Genomic DNA, 19,473 nt, shown 5'->3' on the forward strand with positions numbered 1-19,473 from the left:
AATTTATATATGGAAGGATAGACCTGTTCGAATTTATCCTTTGCTTAAGCTTCAGTTCTGTTCGCAGTTTTAATAATAAGTTTATTTTTCTCTGTTTTAATTAAAAATGAATCTTTAATTCAAAAATTTTAACTAACTTTTATTTTCAATTTTTCATCTTGAATAAAAAATCTTTCAGTTAAAAGGGGACAGTAAAAATCTGGAAAAATGGGTCTGGAGTTTGGAACCAGATCTTATCGTTGTATTTTCGATGTCTCACCTGCTGAAGGAGAATGTTTTCAATGCTCCTTTCTTTATACGTACTGTTAATATTCATTATCCGAAGTATCGTTCTACCTTGTTGAAGAAAAGCAGTATATGCAGACTGGTGTTCAGTTTAAGGATTCTTGATTATAAAAAACGTAGTACTTCGGGATATAAAGTCGGAAACATCTACAAAGAAAAATCGGGATATTTTTTAGCTTGTCGAGACAGAAGAGACAGAATAATTTATGTTAAGATCAAACCTTCTCTTCATAATTCTTTTGCCAGGATTTACCCCTTAATCTCCTGAGCCTGGTCTCTATAATAGAGAATAAGGTCTTCAGCCCACTTTATAGGAGCAGGTTCAAAGCTTATGATACTCTCCCGGTCATAAGCTCCTTTCCATGTAAGGAAATCGGCCATCATGAAATGTTCGGTTTTTGTCATCATAGCTATTTTTACTTCGTCATCGCAGACAAAAAGCCGCTTTTTCTCCTGTTTCAGGTAAAGTTCCAGTTTTTTTTTAAAGTCGGTTCTCAGCCTTTCATAAATTCTTTTTGTTACTATAAGGGTAATTTCGGCATCCTTGTCCTCAGTTCTCAGAAGTGTATCCGAAAATACCGGGTGGAATATCGAAGCCAGAGAAAGTATGTCTCTTGATTTCTCCACGTTTTCCAGAAATACTGGACGAGTCTCAAAAAGTTTATCGGTGTCGGGTTTTGTAAGAGAGTAAGGTTTTAATTCGTTAAGTCTTTCGAGAAAGGCTGGAGGCAAACCGCTCAGGTCTCGCTCCTGCCAGAAATCTTTATGTTCCTCGATAACCTCAAGAATATCAAGAAGAGGCTGCATTTTTTCGACCAGAATTTCTGCCAGAGGGGTAAGCCTGTATTCCTTCTGATCCTGTAAAACCAGTAACTCTTCCTTTAATTTTTTTATTTGGGGGAGCATCCCCATCGGGGTAACATTAAGAGTATCTGTAATTTCCTCTATTGTTTTCCCTCCGTCCCTCAGAAGGAGCAAAAGGTTCTTTCTTTTCTGGGACATAAAGAGCAGGTCTGTCAGCATTTTATCCATTGTTCTCACTTTCAGGAGCAGTAGCAGTAATCCAAGGGCTTTAATGTTAAAGGCTTTTTTTGAAATAATATTTTTACCGCATCTAATTATGTTCATAAGGTTTTAAATTTGTTTTTGAAGCATCTTTTAGCCTTTTTCTGAACGATTTTTGTAATTATTCAGGTATTTGTGGCTCTTTTTGAAGCACCGCATAAAGTGAGTCAATTACAGACATCATATTTTTCATTATTGTCGATATGTATACTCTGTTTCTACAGAAAGTAACCGCTCCTTTTGGTGTTCTAAAACATCCCGAAATATTTTGTTGAATCCCCCATCCTGAGATCTCTTTCTGCTTGATTGTTGTCGAAAAGTACGTTTCTTCTGTACTTTTCTTTTATCTTTTCATTTTCTTTTATTTCTTCATTTTCTATCGAATGCCTCTTACTATATTTCATTGCGTTGTTTCGGGAAGCTTTGAAAGCCCTTCCTCGATTTCTTCTATTTTTTCAAAATCAATCCCTAGAGGGACTTCAAAATCTTCGTATCCGCTGTGTTTTCTTGATCCTTTGCACCCGAAAGATAAGCCTATGCCTCTTTCAAGAGCCAGTGCGGTGCAGTCTCCGCAGATTGAAGCCGCTCCCGTAGTATCCATCAATGTCCTTTCTCCTTCGGAATAGGCATTTGCCTGAACAATGCGCATGGCTTCCTGAGGTTTAAGGAAAAGGATTAGCACATCAAAGGTATCCCTGTTAAGGGACAGAGGTTCTATCACTACGGAACAAAATTTTCTCTTTAATCTTGGAAGGGACAAGGCTGCCTTTTCCGCAGCCTGCATATCCCTGTACCTTCCGGACTGAAGATAATATCCAGCAGGGCTTTTTTCAGAGAGCCCAAGGACATAATCTCCGGGAGCACAGCTCTGTCCGGAAATCCGGAATTTCTCGCCCATACGGGCTTTCTGCACAAGTTCGCAAAAAAGAAAGCCGGATTTTTCAGGAAGCTCTTCACTTCCTTTTCCGCTTCTTTTATCCGTTTTAAAGCTCACACAGACAGGCTCTCCGGTTTCCATCAACTGCCTGAGTTCCGGGCACCATGAAAACGGTACTATTTCTTTTTGTATGCGATCCATTCCAGTTAGCACATTCCTGTTTCTACTGCCTGCTTCACTCGAATTCCGCTTTTACGGACGTGAAAATCGGGCCTCTCATATCTATTTTTTTGTTTTTGCCCGTGATATAACGCTGGGCAGTAGCGCCTATCTTGATATTGACTTCCGAGGGGACCTTGACAATCCTGACCCTGACGATATGTTCCTTTGCTCCGGACATTGCAGCTTCTTCAATTTCCGTGGCAGCCTGAGCGGCAAAAGCTTCTATGAAGCGGATGCCTGCCATTGCGGAGTGGTTCTCAAAGGCTTTCTGCCACTTCTTCGTGTTCGGGATGCCAAGGATATCCCCCTGATAGGCAATGACCTCGTTGAAGGCAGCAGGCCCGCAGAGTTTCGTATTCTCTTCTGGCTCGATTACGGAGACTTTTACTTTCCTTCCGCAAACTTCTCCTTCCCAGGCAGGGAATTCACAGGGGCTTGGCTCTTCCCCGTGCAGTTCGCACTGGGCGACCACGGCTGCTGCAATTTCCTGTCCTTTGAGGGTTTCCGGGGTCCTATCCACAAAGACCTGTTTTGCAAGATCACTGTCCGACATCTCCCACTCGGAATACTGGGGGATCTGCGGATAAGTCAGGGAGCGGATGTCTGGGGCGTCATGCAGGATCATGGCAAGCCTTTCGACTCCGAGCCCCAGGTTCATGACAGGGCAAGGGATGTCGTATTCTGCAAGGGCTGTCGGGGAATAGATCCCGAAGGTTGCAATCTCGATCCAGCCGTCCGAGTACTTGGAGTTCGAGCCCACGAGTTTAGGGTGGAAGGCAAAGACCTCGGTCTGGGTGTCAGGCACATAGTACTTGCTGCGTTTTTCATCGGGCCTGAAGAGGAACTTCTCAAAGCCAAACTGGGAGAGAAGCCCTTCTGCAATGGCTTTTCCGTGGTCTAAGGTCACGTCCTCGTCCATAATAACACAGGAAGCCGAGTAGTAGGTCATAAGCCTGGAAGCGTCTTCCTGCTGTTCCCGCCTGAAACAGCGGTCAATTGAGAAAAAGTGGAAAGGCGGCTCTTTTCGCTCAAGGAGGGCACCCAGGGAAATGAACCAGCCGCTTGTCATGTGGCTGCGCAGTGTTTTTGTGCTTGCCTGGGCTACAAGCTCTTTGAATTCGGGAAAGACCTTTTCAATCATATCGGCTACAAGGGCATCCGAAACTTCGAGGGATGCCGAGATTTCAGGCACCAGGTCGTCACCTTCGACTTTCCCTTTTTTGTAAGCATGAAGGACTTTCCTGACCTTGTCTATGCCTTCGTCCCCGATGTCTCCCAGGATTCCGTTTATCTGTGCAATACGCTCGTCAGAAATCCCCACATTCGGACGGGGCAGCCCTGCAAGATAGAAACAGCGGTCAAGGACTGCGAGGGCTTCGCTTCCGAACTGCTTGTGGACCTCTTTTTCGTCAACTATAAGAGGGTTCATCATCTCTTCGAAACCCATGCGCAGATAGGCTTCTCTCAGTTTCTGGATTGTATCATAAACAGGGTGAGCTTTCCCGTACCTAAAGGTGGTTCTCGGGTAGCGCTCGTTAAGGGTCGGGGTTTTGACCATTTTCTTACCTTCGTTCCAGGCAAGGTCAAAATTCTCCTTTGCATTTTTTTTTATTTTTTCTGGATCGAATTTCATGGATATCCTCTTGTAACTGATTATTGGAATTCTGGATCTATCAGACCCTTACCGTTTTATCATTTATATGAATATGTCGAATTGTCTGGCAGCCCTTTGGAGTACATCGGATAATGGGCGGTAGGTAGTGGTTCTGAATTGCAATTAACCACGTTAAGTTGTAATGTAACTGCACTGAATAGTAAATGATTTTAATGGTTATTGTAAAATTTATCTAGTTTTCTTTCTCAGCCTTAAGCTTTGTCAGGGTGCTGAAGTGGTAAATTGTCTCCTGGCTGATATTCTTACAACCTCGTAGCCTTACATTCTGACATTCTTACAGACTTGTAGCCTTACATTCTGATATTCTTACAGACTTGTAGCCTTACATTCTGATATTCTTACAGACTTGTAGCCTTACATTCTGATTGTCTTACAGCCTGGATTCCAGGCTCTTCATTGCAAGCTCAAGTTTTTTCTGTTGAATCGAGTTTACCACATCTCCACGTGTTTTTTCTATCAGGGAGCGGGAGATATCGGTCTTTCGCCTGAGCCCGCCGGTTATTGCGTCAGGGTAGTCAAAGTCCATAAGGACTGCATGGATATTTTCCATGATCCCTAAAAATACTTCGGCCTTTTCAAAGGCTTCTTCCCTTATGAGGTCAAGGACATGTCTTCTGAGCTCCCCCACCAAATCTCCAAGCCCGTTAAGATAGGCGGCATACTCGACTCCCAGTTCGTCCGGGGAAGGAAGATTCTGTATCTTTCCTTCTTCCTTTAATAGGCCGTAGAGAACTGCAACTTCCGAATATTCCTGCTGGGCATGTTCTACAAAGCCGGCATGGTAAATGTCAGCATGTCCTTTGAACCGGGATTTAAGTTTCTTCAAAGCTCTTCCAGCCGCATTTATGCTGCTATCTGCCTTTTCAAAGTCTTTCCCGTGCAGAGCAAAGCTTGCTGTCCTGCATTCCCTGACGATTTCCCTTGAAATTTTCAGTCCTTCTTCCCTGATCTTATTTTTAGTCTCAAAATTATCCCTTATCTGGAAAGAAATTTCCTCCAACATTACTTTTGCCCCCCTGTAAGTATTTCATATTTCTGTGATACTGGTTTTCCACCTGCTGTATTCTTTCCGAATTCCCTTTAGATTGTATTCTTTCTTTGATTTTTTCTGATTATCTTGTCTGTAGTCTTATCTATCTTACCTGATCAAATATCTGATTTTTTTAAGATGTATAAAATGATTCTGAAGTTCTTTATATTTTTATCCCTCTTTTTGACTTTTTTTCGCGAATAAGTTCTATATATTTGTTTTCTTTCTAAGCTATGGTCAAACTCTGAATTTTAATTCTAGATGGGAAAAATCTGGGCTAACTTGAAATTTAATCGAAAAAAATACTGGAAAATCGAAGTAACTTGAAGTTAAAATAAAATAAATTAAGGTTAGAAAGAAAAAGGTGAAAAAGGTTTTTACCTCATCTTATCCCTGATCCTTTGAATTAATCCTAAAATCAGCTGGAGACGACTATTAACATTACCAAGTCGCTTCCCGGCAGTTCTTAGTTTAGAATCAGATAAAGTTTGAAACTTTTAACAGAATCATCTCAAGGAACGAATATGAGCGTGTTTTCTTTCCGGGGGCTAACTTTTTTCTCTAAAGAACTCTCGGAAAAAATCCTTTTTGCAGGATTAAGAAGAATTCTTTTGTTTTTTTGTTTTGTTTTTTTGTTTTGTTTTTTTGTTTTTTTGTTTTGTTTTTTTGTTTTTTTGTTTTTTTGTTTTGTTTTTTTGTTTTTTGTTTTGTTTTTTTGTTTTTTTGTTTTTTTGTTTTTTTGTTTTTTTGTTTTTTTGTTTTTTTGTTTTTTTGTTTTTTTGTTTTTTTGTTTTGTTTTACTCATCTACCGGAATGGTTTCAAGCTGGCTTGAAAGGTTCCATATCAGAGTCCTTGTGTGCAGGGGGAGGTTTGGGTCGTTGCTTATATCTTCTAGAATTGAAATGCTTGATGCTGCTCTAAGGAACAGGGGTTCGGATTCATTGTTCAGGATATCCATGATTTCATTCACAGAACGCCTGATATTTCTTGGAACTGAAGAGTCACTGGTTATGCTGTCAAGGACCTGAAGACATTGTCTGATAACTTCTGCTGAATCATTTGATGACATTTGAATCACCTTCGCAGTCAATTATGATGTAAAAATTAGAGCTAATAAATTAGTGTTAGACAGGCTAGTTATATAAAATATTATCGGTAATCCGTGAAACCGATTGTTTCAGTGTTTTCTCCTCGCGATTTTGTAAACAGCCCATTTTTCGGTTTGCGCATGATAAAGGTAGTTTCATATAGAGGGAGCTACACGAGAAATCTTATAATATGAGTCAAAAACTGTGCAAAAAGGAAGGTTAGGCATATGGATTCTGACAGAGACAAAAAAGTAAAGCGAATAGCCCGTTTCCTGGAACTCGGGGGCACAATGCTTGCCGAACACTGCAAGGTCTGCGGAGCCCCAAAATTTCGTTACCAGGGTACGGTAATCTGCCCTATCTGTGACGTCCGGGAAGAAGGAGAAGAAACACTGGCTCCAGAACCTGCGGCAGAAGTCCGGGTTCCAGAAACCATACCTTCATCTGAGCGAGACAACCTTTCACCTGAACAAGACAGATCTTCAACTGAAAGGGACAAAGTTCCAGCTGAGCGAGACAGGTCTTCTTTTGAGGCCAGAAAGAAAGTGCAGGCACGCAGACCTAAAACGAGGTTCAGGCAAAGAGCCCCGGAGATCGGAGAGGAAGAAGATAAAGTCCTCCGGTTTGCAGAAGAAGAGGTTCCGAAACCCTCTTATGAAGCTGAAACCCCAAGAAGTGCAGTTCCCGGAGTTCGGGCCGCTCCCGAGGTTCGGGCAGAGAAAAGGACAGAACAGGCAATAGTTTCTGCAGCTCATGGAGAGCGTGAGGAACTGGAAAACCTTCTCTTTGAAAAGATGGTCAGCATTGCAGCTTCCCTTCAGAATGAAAAGAACCCGCGCAGTATTGCCGAGCAGCTTGAGTTGATTGAAAAAGGCATTGGTCTGATAGAGCGGTTGAGGCGGATTTAAATAAACGATAAATTTGAATTAACTGCAATTAAACGATAAATTCAAGTTAATAATGGGTAGAAATAACGCTAAAAATATGCGAGATTAAATATATGCCGAAAAACCTCAAATGAAAGAGGAAGTCAGGAAAAAATGATTGCATATATATCTGATAATCTGAATAAGAAGCTATACTAACACTTGTTGACATAAAAAAGCTTTTGAAGGTAAAAAGAACAAAAAAGACGATTTTCAGGGTAAAAACTGGAAAAAGCAGATTTTTTGTAAATTTGCCTGAGGAATCTGGATTTTTCTGTTCCTTTTTCGTCCTTAAAAAGTTTTATATGCCCTGACTGGTGGGATTCTAGCTGAAAAACCGAAGCTTTTGCTCAGGAAACTCCGGTCTTGATATGCATCTTTTTTCCCTCATACCTGCGGCAAACTTCGACTGATATTGATTTTGCTTTTTGGGCTTCATTCAAAGCATTTCTCCCATTTGTATGTGGTCGTTTTAATTATGATTCCAATATATATCTATTATATATCTAATAGTTTTTATTTCTCCGATATTTCCTGATCTTTCATTACAGTTTTATGCTTTTTGATTACAGGAATCCTCTTTTCTGACTTCCATCTCTACAGAAGCATTGTTTTTAAAAAGTATGTTTCTTTTCCATACGGTACCGGTTTTAACCTCAACTCCGTTAACTCTCACTAAGTTTCCTGGAGAAACATTTTTTTTATCATTATTTTTCGTTATTAATCTTGCCTTTTTTTTGAAAATCGGTACTTTGGATATGAACATATTTATCATGATTTTTCATAAATTTCTTTTAGGAGTGTTTATATTTTATTACCCGATAAACGTATATTGAGAGGTGATGAAAGTATGCGAGAGATATACAGAAACCTGCTTTCGTATCTGGTTACCTTTTTGAGGTTGCTTGGGGCGATGATTCTTCTCTTCCCTCTGGGATGGGTTTTCATTCTCCTTGGTGTACTGCCTGAGCCAAAGTGTACAGTTCACAGGCGGCACCTGGAAAAAGTATTCTGCAACGTCAAAAGGTACTGATGGGATAGGTTTTTTTCTCGCGGGAATTCCCTCGGGGATTCCTCATTAAAAAACGATTTTTTTCCCGGAGCTACAGGTTGAGTACTATTATTCAGGCTTACAGTATGCGGTTTTCCTCAAATGTTGTTGCCAGCTATCCTCCTATAACCATAATAGTTCTTTTTCAGCCTGAATCTCGGGAAAATTTATTTTTTATTCATTTTCCTTTATATTTCTTTATATTCTTTTGTATCTGTTTATATCCCTCTTTAATCAGTTTTGCCTTTAAATGATGATATCCCTTACTCATCCCCGCAATTTGCCTTTTTCCTGTTTATCCTTTATATGAGCTTTCGAGGATTTCTCTGATTCTGTTTGCTGTTTTTGGTCCTATCAGTTTTACTTTCTTCAGCTCTTCAATATCAGCCCGCATAATAGCTTCTACCGAGCCGAAATGCAAAAGGAGGTTTCTTGCGGCTTTTGGCCCGATATTCGAAATAGAAGAAATAAGGTATTCCTGCTGTTCTGCAAGGGAGCTGGCAGATTTTTTCCCGTGAGGATTGATTTCATTTTTGTTTTCCGTTTGCTCCCTCTTTGCGAGTATTTTCAAAATAGAAGCTGTTTCTGCCTCGTCTCTGGAATAAAGGATGGATACTCCAAAGTCTATTGCAATGGATACAAGTGAGCCGTAAATAGCGTTAGGGTTGATCTGCCTGGAAGTGAAAAGGTCTTCCCCTTCAATAATCAGAACAGGTTTTTCATACACCCGCGCAAGGTCAGAGAGCTGGGAAAAAAGGTTTCTTTTTCCGTCGATCAGAGAACTTACAAAGTCGTCCGTGCGTTTTCTTTCTACTGCAAGGCGGTCGCTTACCACGTAGTCTCCTATTTCGAGAACCACAAAGCTGAGTTCCATACCGAGCCTGTCCAGAGTTTTTGCAACCCCGCTTTTTGTCTCCCTGTGGTCTATCACTATTTTGAGTGATTCACTTGCATTGTCTCCGGATGCGGTTCCGAAATCCACAAGGGTTTTTTGCCTCTCTTTTGCACTTATATTGACTCTTTCATTTCCTTCATTCTGTTCATTCCCACCAGAGCCTGTTTCCGGGTATGATCCTTTTTCCGAGTATAGATCTGTTCTGTTCTCGAAGCCTTCTCCTTCTTCCTCCTCTTCTTCTTTTTCAATTTCTATTTCTTCAGTTTTCAACTGTGGGTCTGAGGTACAGGGCAGGTTTTCGAAATCCGAAAGCGCTGCGCTCTTCTTTGAAGCCTTTGGGGTAAGGGCGCTTTCAAGCCCATGCATGCTGTTAAGCATTCTTTTTTCCTTATTTTTGCTGCTCCAGTAATAGGCTTCGTCCCGCGTACCTTTTGTCACGAGCACGATTACCCGGCCTTTTTGCTGCCTGCCGGTCCTGCCCTTACGCTGGATGCTGCGGATTTCCGAGGGTATGGGCTCGTAAAATAACACCATGTCCGTTGCAGGGATATCAAGGCCTTCTTCAGCAACTGAAGTGGCTACGAGTACATTGTATTCTCCGGCCCTGAACTTATCCAGGATTTCCGCCTGCTGCTTCTGCGTAAGCCCTTTGTCCTTATGGCGCGAACCCTGGCCAACGAAACGGATCGGAATAATCCCGGAAACCCCGGAAAGGGCATTTACCACTATTTCGGCAGTGTCCCTGTAGTTCGTAAACACAATTACTCTGGAATCGGGGTTTTCTTTCAGCTGTTCGGATACTATTTTCCGGGCAAGCCCGAGTTTGGGATGTTCAACATCGCATTCCTTTACCCTGTGCAGGGCTTTTCTCATGTAAAGGTCATCCATGAGCCTTTTTGAAGCCTTGCTCGCACTTTTCGAGGAAGCTTCCGCATCCAGTTTTTCGAGGTACTTCCTGAGAGTTTCAATTCCCTGTGTCTCCACCATTTCCACTGCATGGTTCACCTTCATCATCTCGGCGACCACAGACATGGCAGAGAAAATAGCAGGGTCTCCTCCCACACGGATTTCTCCCTGGAGCTGTTTCTGAAGAAGCAGGAGGTCTTTTTTGGAGATATATTTTCCACTGCCTGCGGAAAAACCCAGATCCCTTATGATTCTGAGTCGGTCATCGAGGATCTTTTCCAGATAACCCCGGATTTCAGCCATTTCGGCAGGGAGCTGGACCTGAAGCCACTCAATTTCTTTTTCCTGCACATAAGGGCGGACATCCCTGTCTTTCTCGGTTTTCACGGCTACGTTTTCAACATGCAAAGCCTGGCAGACCTCTGCGATTTTCTCGTCCGAGCTGCCCGGACTTGCGGTAATTCCGAGCACATGGGGATTTTTTGCGCTCTCAAAGTACTTTTCCGCAATAAAAGTATAAGCATAATTTCCAACAGCCCTGTGGGCTTCGTCAAAGGTGATGTGGCTTACGTCCTCAAGGCTGATCCTTTTCGTAAGAAGGTCGTTTTCAATCACCTGCGGGGTGGATACTATCAGCTTTCCCTGCGCCCAGAGCTTTTCCCGCTCAGCAGGGGCGATGCTACCTGTAAAAGCCAGAATCTCTTCTTCGGGAAGGTTCATCACCTTTTTGAAAAAAGCAGCATGCTGGTCTACAAGGGGCTTTGTAGGCGAAAGAATCAGGGCTTTTCCCCCGAAACGCTGGAGCCTTGAAGCAATTACAAAAAGAGCTATTATGGTTTTTCCAAGTCCTGTAGGGAGCACAACAAGGCTTGAACCTTCAAGGGCTTTTCCTGCAAGGTTGAGCTGGTAAAGTCTCTGCTCAACTGTGTCGGGTTTAATCAACGGATGCTTCATACATGCCGGTTTCTCAGTAAAAAGATTTTCTTTCATTTCTATTCAGGTTTGTTTATTTCAGGTTTATTTTGTTTGAGGATTATTCCGCTTCAAGGTTAATTCCGCTTCAAGGTTAATTCCGCTTCAAGGTTAATTCCACTTCAAGGATTTTATTTTGTTCCAGCCTTGTTTGCTTTGCCCTTTTTTGTTTCATTTCAAAGTTGTTTTGTTTCAGGGCTTTATTTCAATTATAAAAAAGTAATAAAAAATTAAAAACTTTGCTGTAGGCTTCTCAGCCCCCAGCTCAGGAATATGGAGGATCCTTAATTTAAAGGATCCTAACCCTTAATTTTAGAAATTAAAGGGTTTGCCTGCGGATTCGAAATTTCTGCCTCTGTAGATCAGCTCATAGAGCACGTTTTCGATCCCGTTGACAGGAGCCCGGACCTGGCGCATGGAGTCCCTGTCCCTGATTGTGACAGTCCCGTCCTGAAGGGTGTCATAGTCCACGGTTACCGAGTAAGGAGTCCCGATTTCATCGTTTCTCCTGTAGCGGCGCCCGATAGTCCCGGAGTCGTCGTAATTGACAAGCAGGTTCTTTTCCCTGAGTTTTGCAACAATCTCCTTTGCCGGGTCTGCAAGCTCTTTTCTTGTAAGGAGCGGGAGGACTGCAACCTGCACGGGAGCTACTGCGCTTGAGAAGTGCATCACAAGGCGGGCTTCTTCTTCGCCTTCGGCTTCACTTTCACTCTTTGCTTCTCCGGACTCTTTTCCTGCATCCTCTGTCCCTTCTGCTTCTCCTGCACCTTTAAGACCGGATTCGGCTGCCTTCTGGGCAACGTTTTCTTCGTCAAAGGCATGTTCCATTACGCCGTAGAAGATCCTGTCTATCCCGTAGGAAGGCTCAATCACGTGAGGAACGACGTTTTCTCCGCTGACTTTTACGGTCTCCTCGGCAAAGTCCACCAAGTCCGGGCTGACAGTCAGTTCTTCTCCGTCCACGGTGACCTTGATCTGGTCTTTTGAGAGCTCTTCTTCGGAAAGCTGTTTTAAGGCATCCGCAACGGCTTTTGCTTTGCCCTTGAAGAGGGGGCCGAGTTTGCCCATATTCGGTTTTACGACAAAGCGGGTAACCATCTTAGGTTCGTCATATTCCACATAAACGTACAGGTCGGTCTTGCTGACCCTTGCATGGGCTTTGAGGTCGTAGTCCGTTCTGTCGGCGACGCCCACGATTTCTACCCAGCCGAAGCGTTCCGTCTCGATCTCGGCGTCCCAGCAGTCGATTGCGTAGTGTGCCATCTCGTCTTTCAGGTGCTGCCTGAACCTGAGTTTTGCGGGGTCGATCCCAACCTTTGTCAGGAACTCGTTTGTGAGCGCGATGTTGTAACCAAGGACCTCATGGGCAATGACGCCGCTCTTCACAGCTTCCCTCACGGTCAGCCTGACAGGTTCGCCCGTTTGCTGGGCTGCCTGCGAATAAAGAACGAGCTCTTTGTCTGCGAAGCGCTCGAAGTTGGAGTGTTTCTTGTTCCTGGGGTCAACGAAGAGTTCACATTCCGCCTGGGTGAATTCCCTGAGCCTTATCACACCCTGCCTTGGCGCAATCTCGTTCCTGTAAGACTTGCCGATCTGCACCGCCCCGAAAGGCAGCTTATCCCTGTAGAAGCGGGACAGCCTCTGGAAGTCCACGAACATCCCCTGCGCCGTTTCCGGCCTGAGGTAGCCCTGTCTCCCGGTCCCGGGCCCGATTGTGGTCTTGAACATCAGGTTAAATTCATAAGCGTCGTTGAACTCTCCACCGCATTCGGGACAGGTGATCCCCTTTTCTTTTATGACCTCTGTGAGCTGTTCTGCACTCAGGGTTCCTGCCGCATCCGTGACGTTTTCCACCAGATGGTCAGCCCGGAAAGCTTCTCCGCACTTTTTGCACTCGCACAGGGGGTCCGAAAAGCCTCCAACGTGCCCGGATGCAACAAAAACGTCCTCGATCCCTATTGTCGGGCACTCGATTTCCATATGCCCTTCCTGAATGACGTAAAACTCTCTCCAGACCTGCTCAATCCGCCTCTTCAGGGTGCTCCCGAGCGGCCCGTAATCATAAAACCCGCGGCTTCCGCCATACAGCTCAAAGGAGTTCCATAAAAAGCCGCGGCGTTTTGCCAGCTCGAATACTTTCTCGTATTTATCCATTTTATAAATCCTCGTAAAATTGATCGGGGAATATAGGGTAATTGTGAATTTTTGATTTGTCCGAAATACTATGGATAAAGGGAATCATTATATTAAATTTGCACTGCTCTGAGACGACGGGAGGGTTGAAGGGGATAGAGGATTGTGGAGAAAGTTCGAGAACAACAATATCTCGGGAAAATCAAACTGAAAGTTTTGATAAATTCTTAATCAATATCATTTCATAAAATTTAATATGTACGACATCGAAAGGTATGTTGATGGGATTCCAAAAGCAAATTTTTTTGGTTTTTTTCTCTTTGGTATGAAAGTCCATGCGTACTTTCATCTTTTTGTGCCTGTTATTCGAAGAATTTCATGTGCGTTTTTTAGTACTTACTACTATGTCAACAATTAGTCTGGCAACCGAATATAGGGATGTTCGGGCAAGTGAGATTTTAAAACAAATAGAAAATGGGGAAGATGTGAATCTTACAGACTGCCGCATAATTGGAGAACTCAATTTAAGTGAAATTGAAGTTGAAACTGTTCCGAATCCAAAATATAGTGAATTATTAGAATCCGGATTCTTTGATGGAGAAGATTTGAAACGTTATGGAGTAAATAAAGACTTAAAGGTTGTTGAAAGTAATATAAAAATCCGTAATTCAATTTTTGAGAATGATCTCGATTTTTCAAATGCACTATTTAATAAATCTCTGTTCTTTGTTGAAGGAAATTTCACTTCCACAGTTAATTTTCTATGTACAACTTTTGGCGATTTTGCCTCCTTCATAGGTGCCACTTTTGGCGATTCTTCCTACTTCTTAAATACTACATTCAAAAGTATTTCACTATATGGTATTGATTTCGAAGAAATGTGGGTTAGATGGGATTCACTTGAAAATTCACTTGTTTTTGATGGACTAACATATGTAAAATTAGTTCGTAATTTTAGAAATCTTGAACAGTTTGAAGAAGCCGACGCAGCATATTACCAGTACCGAAAACTCCGTCAAGCGGAAAAATCGTGGATTTTGTTCCAAAAAGAATGGCCATGGATCTCTTTCCCAAAATGTGGGGATATATTTATGTGGCTTACTTGCGGATATGGTGTGAAGCCCTTTCGTGCATTTGGTTTCGGAGGTTTAATCGTTCTATCATTCTCTTTTTTTTATCGAGGTTGGCCTGCTATTTCTTTGCGTAGTGAAGAAAAAATAGATCGTATTTGCAGATTACTCCCTGAAAGGCTTCAAAGATTCATTCCCACGATTGATTGGCCGAATCCAGGTATTTCTCGATTAGAACCAAACAAGCATACTCAAAAAGTATCTTTCTGGGATGCCTTTTATTTCAGCATGGTCACCTTTGCAACAATCGGTTATGGAGATTGGTATCCAAAAGACAAATTCAGAAAATGGGTTATGATTGAAGGATTTTTGGGCTGGCTGACTCTAGGTTTGTTTTTGGTAACTTTAACGAATGTGACTATCAGGCCGTAATTCTGAAAGTTCAGATAATTTTAAGCAAACAGATATCAAAGAATGATCTATGCAAAACCTGAACCTCAAACGCGAACTCACAACAAAATCTCTTACCTCTTTCCACGAAATTCTCTCCGAACCCTACTCCCCCATCATCCGCGATGCCACTTTGCTAAGATTCCAGCGCAGCGTTGAAATCTTCTGCAGCCTCCTTAAAGACTACCTTTGCATCCATGAAGGATTTGTTTGTGAGTCGCCAAAGTCCTGTATAAAAAGAACTTTCAAGGTTGAGTTCATGGATGAAGAAGAAACGGTACAGGCTCTTGAGATGCTCGACAGGAGAGAGGAGATTAAGAATATCGCTGAACACTCTAATTTTGAGGAAGTCGCAGAGGAAATCTACCGGCAGGTCGGAGATTACTGGAAATTGATGGATGAGGTTTGCAGGCGGGTTGTTGAAAGAGTAGAACTGGATTTTCCGGGGAGCCCGGAAGAAAAATAAAAATAAAGTTATAAAACTGGTTAGTATTTGCTTTTCGCTTCTTAAAAATGGGGTGAGTTCACTTTTCTCTTGCTTTTTCATAGTTTTTGCGTTCTGGCCGCGCTGAGGCGCGGGGAAAGACAGGTTTGAGACAGCTATTAATGATGCCCTGTTTTTCGATTCTTTTGCTTTTTACAGCCTGCAGCTGCTTCAAGACAAATATTTAAAGATTGAAGCCGAGTACTAATTATGGATGCCATCTCGACTTTGAAGGAGAATGAGAAACTTATCCGGCAGAAGTTCGGGGTCAAAAGGATCGGGATATTCGGATCTTTTGCGCGAGGAGAGGAAAAAAGGATAGCGACCTCGATGTGCTCGTAGTGTTTGAGGAAGGGCAGAAAACTTTTGACAACTATATGGATCTGAAGTTTTATCTGGAAGATCTATTTGGTCGGGAAGTTGACCTCGTTACTGAAAATGCTCTCAGGCCACAACTGAAGGACATCATCATGAAGGAAGTTGTGTATGCCTGAGAAGAGTTCTGTTTTTTATTTCGAGGATATTCTTGAATCGATTGAAAAGATTCGGAAATCGTCTGGGATATTATAAAGAACAGGCTTGATCCATTGGATACTAAAATAAGGCAAGTTCTAAAGGAAGAGAAAAGTCGTGAAGGATGATGGCTCCTCTCAGTTACCTGAAGAAACTTTTCGGTTCATGGCTATTTTACGTCAGAATATGCCGGAGATTTCCAGGAAATATAAAGTTAGTTACCTTGGGATTTTTGGCTCTTATGTGAGGGGAGAACAGGGGCCTGAAAGCGACCTTGATATTCTGGTTGAGTTTGAGGAAGCTCCCGGTTTTTTTGAGTACATTCAGCTTGAGGATTACTTGAGTGGGATTCTGGGCGTGGAAGTTGATCTGGTGATGAAATCTGCCCTGAAACCTGCCATTGGGAAGCATATTCTTGAGGAAGTCGTGGCAGTTTGAAGGAAGAATGAAGTTCTCTGTTTGCCTTTTAGATCTACTCAGTTCTATCGTTTTCTTTTGTCCTCAACCGGATTTGCGCTTAAGTTTCGCTTTGCATGACATATGCAGGTTAGGAATAAACACCCGGTGTTGCCTTCTTTTTTCGACCCCGGGTTTATAAACTCCATCCTGCTTTCATTGCTTCTCTTCTTTTACTATTAATATTCAGCTTCTTTTTCTTAATTTTTGATCAAATGGTTCATTGGAGGGTCTGGATATTATTTGAGTGATCATATAAAATTCTCTTCTACAAGCTCAACAACTTTTAATATGACAAGCTTCTAAAGCTAGAGTCGGTGGGGTAAAACAGGCATTTTCAATATGGGGATGCCTCTTTGAGATTACGTCGGATAGTGTATACTATGAAGGACGTCTTTAAACAGAAGGCTCCTTTTTGAGACCGTGTTGGAATATATCTCGCACAGGGTATTTTCAAACAGGGAATACTCTGAGTCAACGTCTGATGGAATACATTATCAGTGGGGTTATGACAAAATGTTAGCAAAAAGTTTACACGAAATTGTAAAAACCGTAATGGAAAAGAAAAGTTTACAACCGGAAACGATTGTGGAGATCGGGGAATGGCTTCACAGTCTGGAGTTTCTAACAATGAAGGTGATAATGTTCTCTTTAAGTGTTTATCACCTTTACGAATACACATTTAAACATATGCTTTAAAGTGTACTTCACCTGAATGCCTGGGGTTGAAATAATCAATACAGGGTGGATCAAGCACCCTCCTCCGATACCCCGCCTGTTTCAAAAATCCTCAGGTGCAAAAAGCGAACTGGAATCGAATAAGAATTGAATGACCAGTTGATAGACATAAGAAGGAACATTCCCAAACCAGAAGAAGTATCTGATCAAAAATCAGATCAAAATCAGATCAAAAATAAAACATTCTAACTAAAAAAGCACTGTCATACAAAAAGAAGCGTTATCAAATCAAAAAGAACCAGGGCTTGCAAATGTTAAACAAACAGCCCTGTGCTTTATTTTTTGTTCTGGTATTTTTGCCTTTTCAGTTTGCCTTTTCAGTTTTTGCTTTCAATTTCACGCTTTCGCTTGGTTTTTACTTTTGTCGCTTTCAGTTTTTTCTATCTTCAGATCGGCACAACTTTCCTTCCGTATGCGTCATTAAGCACTTCTCCAAGGGCGGCGTAAAGGGACGAAAGGCCCAGGAGTAGCCCCACATAGCCGGCTACGACAAGCAAGCCTGCGTTTCCCGTGGCGTTTACAATAGCCAGGAGGATGAACAGCACGAAGAGGGTCAAGAATATGAACATTATGGATTTGCTGCCCAACTGCAGAGTGGCTATGAGCATTACGAAGGTATAAACTCCCCAGAAGAAGAGGTAGGCTGCAAGGGACATAGGTTCCGGGCCTTCAATCCAGCCAATTGAGGGCAAGAGTATAAGACCTGCAAGGGAAAACCAGAACAGGCCGAATGCGCAGAAAGCCGTTCCTCCGAAAACACTCCCTTTTTTCCAGGCCATTAAGCCTGCAAAGACCTGGGCAAAGCCGCCGAGGAATATTGCCATGGACACTATCATCGAGTCCACAGGGTAAAGACCTATGTAACTAAGGCTCAGGAGGGTTGCTGAAAGGCCAAGCCCCGTAAATCCCAGAGGCGAAGGGTTTGCGGTCCTGTCCCTTACATGAACGTCTGCTACTATTTCCTGTGCTTCTACCATCAATATCACTCCCCGGATTTTCTCCGAAATTTTAATGGAAGTTTTTGATTCGACGGAAATTCTTGATTCGATGGAGATTTTTAATTCTTATTTGATGATAACAGGTATCAGCATTACAGAAAGATCCTGTACGGAACCTTTTGAGTCACGAATATGATGAAAAGAAAAACAATCTGGGATAATCCCCTTTCTATTTCCGTTTGTTATTCATTTTGTGTCGGAGCTTTCCGGTTTGTTCCACCTCCAGGACATATTATTCTAAAATATATTGCTTTCCATATATTATTTTAATTTTTATAATATTTATAATATAGTATATTTCCCTCTGTTTTCTCCTTTCACACAGCCTTTTTCCATTAATTTTAAATCATCCTGAAACTTATGGGAAAACAAATGACCCCAAAAATTCTTGTTACTAATGATGACGGTGTTTATTCTACAGGTCTGAAAGCCGCCTTTGACAGCGTTTCGGACCTCGGAGAAGTTACGATTTCGGCTCCTGCTGTCCAGCAAAGCGGGGTCGGACGTTCGATTTCTATCTTTGAGCCCCTTCGAATTACGAAAACCGATGTAGGGGGCGTACCTGCTTATGCTGTGGGCGGGACCCCTACAGACTCCGTAATTCTGGGGATTTTTACAGTCCTCAAGCAGATGCCGGACCTGGTACTCTCCGGATTCAACATCGGAGAAAACATCAGTACGGACACGATTACCACCTCCGGAACCATAGGAGGAGCCCTGGAAGCTGCAAGCTATGGCATTCCCGCAATTGCTGCTTCCATGCAGGTGCTTGACGAAGGCCAGAAGTTCGATGATCCAAGGGACTACCACAGGGAACACTTCGAAGCCGGGATCAAAATCGTAAACAGAGTAGCTCGAAATGTCCTCATGTACGGCATGCCTGAAAATGTGGACCTGTTAAACATCAACATTCCTTACCATGCTGAAGAAGACACCCCGATAGAAATAACCCGCCTGGCGCGGAAGGTCTTCAAGACTGACGTGGAAGAGCGTCGTGACCCTAGAGGCAGGCCCTACTACTGGATTGCAGGAGACCTGATCCGGGAAGAAGAAGACGGGACTGACGTGCATGCTGTTATGCAGAAAGGGCACGTTTCCATAACACCCATTTCCCTGGATTCAACAGCAAGAATAGAGTTTTCGGAGATCGAAAAATATCTCTGAGAATAATGATCCAGACCTCTGATCCAGACCTCTGATCCAGACCTCTGATCCAGACCTCTGATCTAGAACTGTGATCCAGACCTCTGATCCAGACCTATGACCTAGAACATTGATCTAATGCCGGCTATAAACCGGTTTAGATAAATTCACATGAAAAAAGAGAATAGAATCATTTGCCGGATAAATACCGCTTTTTTATTCCGGAAAAAGTTTTCTGTTTTTTATTTGCACTTTTTTCTTAGTTTGATTCGTCCTGTTCTACATGGATGGAGATTTCCTTCCAGTCGCTATTGATTGTGTGAAGGGTCTCTACCATTGCCTTAATGACGTTTCCGACGATTTTCTGGACAAATTCGTTCATCGGGATTTTCCTGTCATCTACCAAAAGTTCGATTTTCACTTTTTTCCTCCTTATAGCGGTTTTTTCCTTTCTTTTCCTTTCTTTCCTTTTTTCTTCCTTTTTATTTTGTGCTC

21 protein-coding genes are annotated in these 19,473 nt (G+C 42.5%); 9 read left to right on the top strand and 12 right to left on the bottom strand.

Annotated features, from left to right (window positions below; genetic code table 11):
• Positions 1–534: 534 nt before the first annotated feature.
• The 7 genes from MSSIT_RS00370 to MSSIT_RS00395 form a co-directional block, all read right to left on the bottom strand.
• Positions 535–1,413, bottom strand: coding sequence for a helix-turn-helix transcriptional regulator (locus MSSIT_RS00370; protein ID WP_231590236.1), 879 nt, complete (start codon positions 1,411–1,413; stop codon positions 535–537).
• A 185-nt stretch (positions 1,414–1,598) separates the two neighbouring features.
• The gene (locus tag MSSIT_RS25585; protein ID WP_156157221.1) at positions 1,599–1,754 is read right to left on the bottom strand and encodes a hypothetical protein; all 156 of its coding nucleotides are present in this window, start codon (positions 1,752–1,754) and stop codon (positions 1,599–1,601) included.
• The gene (locus tag MSSIT_RS00375; protein WP_048169040.1) at positions 1,751–2,428 is read right to left on the bottom strand and encodes a DUF169 domain-containing protein; all 678 of its coding nucleotides are present in this window, start codon (positions 2,426–2,428) and stop codon (positions 1,751–1,753) included. The genes MSSIT_RS25585 and MSSIT_RS00375 overlap by 4 nt, the downstream gene beginning before the upstream one ends.
• Before the next feature lie 34 nt (positions 2,429–2,462).
• Entirely contained in the window at positions 2,463–4,082 is a 1,620-nt protein-coding gene (sepS, locus tag MSSIT_RS00380; protein ID WP_048169042.1) for an O-phosphoserine--tRNA ligase, read from the bottom strand.
• A 412-nt stretch (positions 4,083–4,494) separates the two neighbouring features.
• Entirely contained in the window at positions 4,495–5,127 is a 633-nt protein-coding gene (locus tag MSSIT_RS00385) for a translin family protein (RefSeq protein ID WP_048169044.1), read from the bottom strand.
• Positions 5,128–5,665: 538 nt separating this feature from the next.
• Positions 5,666–5,959 carry a hypothetical protein gene (locus tag MSSIT_RS22690; protein ID WP_048169046.1) on the bottom strand — a complete coding sequence of 98 codons (294 nt, stop codon included), beginning with the start codon at positions 5,957–5,959 and terminating at the stop codon, positions 5,666–5,668.
• Positions 5,952–6,224 carry a UPF0147 family protein gene (locus MSSIT_RS00395; protein WP_048064806.1) on the bottom strand — a complete coding sequence of 91 codons (273 nt, stop codon included), beginning with the start codon at positions 6,222–6,224 and terminating at the stop codon, positions 5,952–5,954. The genes MSSIT_RS22690 and MSSIT_RS00395 overlap by 8 nt, the downstream gene beginning before the upstream one ends.
• A gap of 246 nt (positions 6,225–6,470) precedes the next feature.
• On the opposite strand from MSSIT_RS00395, the gene MSSIT_RS00400 reads away from it, so the two are divergent.
• The gene (locus MSSIT_RS00400; protein WP_048169048.1) at positions 6,471–7,151 is read left to right on the top strand and encodes an Sjogren's syndrome/scleroderma autoantigen 1 family protein; all 681 of its coding nucleotides are present in this window, start codon (positions 6,471–6,473) and stop codon (positions 7,149–7,151) included.
• A gap of 571 nt (positions 7,152–7,722) precedes the next feature.
• On the opposite strand, the gene MSSIT_RS00405 is transcribed toward MSSIT_RS00400, so the two are convergent.
• Positions 7,723–7,944, bottom strand: a complete 222-nt coding sequence (locus MSSIT_RS00405; RefSeq protein ID WP_048169051.1) for a hypothetical protein — start codon at positions 7,942–7,944, stop codon at positions 7,723–7,725.
• Between the two features lie 75 nt (positions 7,945–8,019).
• Here MSSIT_RS00405 and MSSIT_RS00410 point away from each other — a divergent pair, with 75 nt between their 5' ends.
• Positions 8,020–8,202, top strand: coding sequence for a hypothetical protein (locus MSSIT_RS00410; protein WP_048169053.1), 183 nt, complete (start codon positions 8,020–8,022; stop codon positions 8,200–8,202).
• A gap of 313 nt (positions 8,203–8,515) precedes the next feature.
• Here MSSIT_RS00410 and MSSIT_RS00415 read toward each other — a convergent pair whose 3' ends face one another.
• Together MSSIT_RS00415 and glyS are read right to left on the bottom strand one after the other, a co-directional pair.
• Positions 8,516–10,975 (bottom strand): DEAD/DEAH box helicase, encoded by a 2,460-nt coding sequence (locus MSSIT_RS00415; protein ID WP_052721750.1) that lies wholly within the window; start codon positions 10,973–10,975, stop codon positions 8,516–8,518.
• A 330-nt stretch (positions 10,976–11,305) separates the two neighbouring features.
• Entirely contained in the window at positions 11,306–13,147 is a 1,842-nt protein-coding gene (glyS, locus tag MSSIT_RS00420) for a glycine--tRNA ligase (RefSeq protein WP_048169062.1), read from the bottom strand.
• 383 nt (positions 13,148–13,530) lie between these two features.
• Between glyS and MSSIT_RS00425 the strand changes: the two genes are divergently transcribed.
• The 6 genes from MSSIT_RS00425 to MSSIT_RS00445 all read left to right on the top strand — a co-directional run bounded on the left by MSSIT_RS00425 (position 13,531) and on the right by MSSIT_RS00445 (position 16,798).
• Complete coding sequence (locus tag MSSIT_RS00425; protein WP_197080315.1) at positions 13,531–14,628, top strand: potassium channel family protein; 1,098 nt, start codon at positions 13,531–13,533, stop codon at positions 14,626–14,628.
• A gap of 49 nt (positions 14,629–14,677) precedes the next feature.
• The gene (locus tag MSSIT_RS00430; protein ID WP_048169066.1) at positions 14,678–15,112 is read left to right on the top strand and encodes a nucleotidyltransferase substrate binding protein; all 435 of its coding nucleotides are present in this window, start codon (positions 14,678–14,680) and stop codon (positions 15,110–15,112) included.
• A 228-nt stretch (positions 15,113–15,340) separates the two neighbouring features.
• Complete coding sequence (locus MSSIT_RS25165) at positions 15,341–15,472, top strand: hypothetical protein (protein ID WP_261788964.1); 132 nt, start codon at positions 15,341–15,343, stop codon at positions 15,470–15,472.
• Positions 15,472–15,624: a nucleotidyltransferase family protein gene (locus MSSIT_RS24415; protein WP_231590243.1), complete on the top strand. Its 153-nt coding sequence runs from the start codon at positions 15,472–15,474 to the stop codon at positions 15,622–15,624. The genes MSSIT_RS25165 and MSSIT_RS24415 overlap by 1 nt, the downstream gene beginning before the upstream one ends.
• A gap of 184 nt (positions 15,625–15,808) precedes the next feature.
• Positions 15,809–16,081 (top strand): nucleotidyltransferase family protein, encoded by a 273-nt coding sequence (locus tag MSSIT_RS00440; protein ID WP_048174392.1) that lies wholly within the window; start codon positions 15,809–15,811, stop codon positions 16,079–16,081.
• 444 nt (positions 16,082–16,525) lie between these two features.
• Positions 16,526–16,798, top strand: a complete 273-nt coding sequence (locus tag MSSIT_RS00445; RefSeq protein ID WP_048178912.1) for a hypothetical protein — start codon at positions 16,526–16,528, stop codon at positions 16,796–16,798.
• 425 nt (positions 16,799–17,223) lie between these two features.
• Here MSSIT_RS00445 and MSSIT_RS00450 read toward each other — a convergent pair whose 3' ends face one another.
• Positions 17,224–17,814 (bottom strand): acetate uptake transporter, encoded by a 591-nt coding sequence (locus MSSIT_RS00450; protein WP_052721459.1) that lies wholly within the window; start codon positions 17,812–17,814, stop codon positions 17,224–17,226.
• Positions 17,815–18,195: 381 nt separating this feature from the next.
• On the opposite strand from MSSIT_RS00450, the gene surE reads away from it, so the two are divergent.
• Positions 18,196–18,999, top strand: coding sequence for a 5'/3'-nucleotidase SurE (gene surE / locus MSSIT_RS00455; protein WP_048169072.1), 804 nt, complete (start codon positions 18,196–18,198; stop codon positions 18,997–18,999).
• Positions 19,000–19,237: 238 nt separating this feature from the next.
• On the opposite strand, the gene MSSIT_RS23865 is transcribed toward surE, so the two are convergent.
• Positions 19,238–19,399 carry a hypothetical protein gene (locus MSSIT_RS23865; protein ID WP_187151838.1) on the bottom strand — a complete coding sequence of 54 codons (162 nt, stop codon included), beginning with the start codon at positions 19,397–19,399 and terminating at the stop codon, positions 19,238–19,240.
• Positions 19,400–19,473: the final 74 nt, after the last annotated feature.

The sequence above is a fragment of the Methanosarcina siciliae T4/M genome (assembly GCF_000970085.1).
In the GTDB taxonomy this organism is placed as follows: Archaea; Halobacteriota; Methanosarcinia; order Methanosarcinales; family Methanosarcinaceae; genus Methanosarcina; species Methanosarcina siciliae.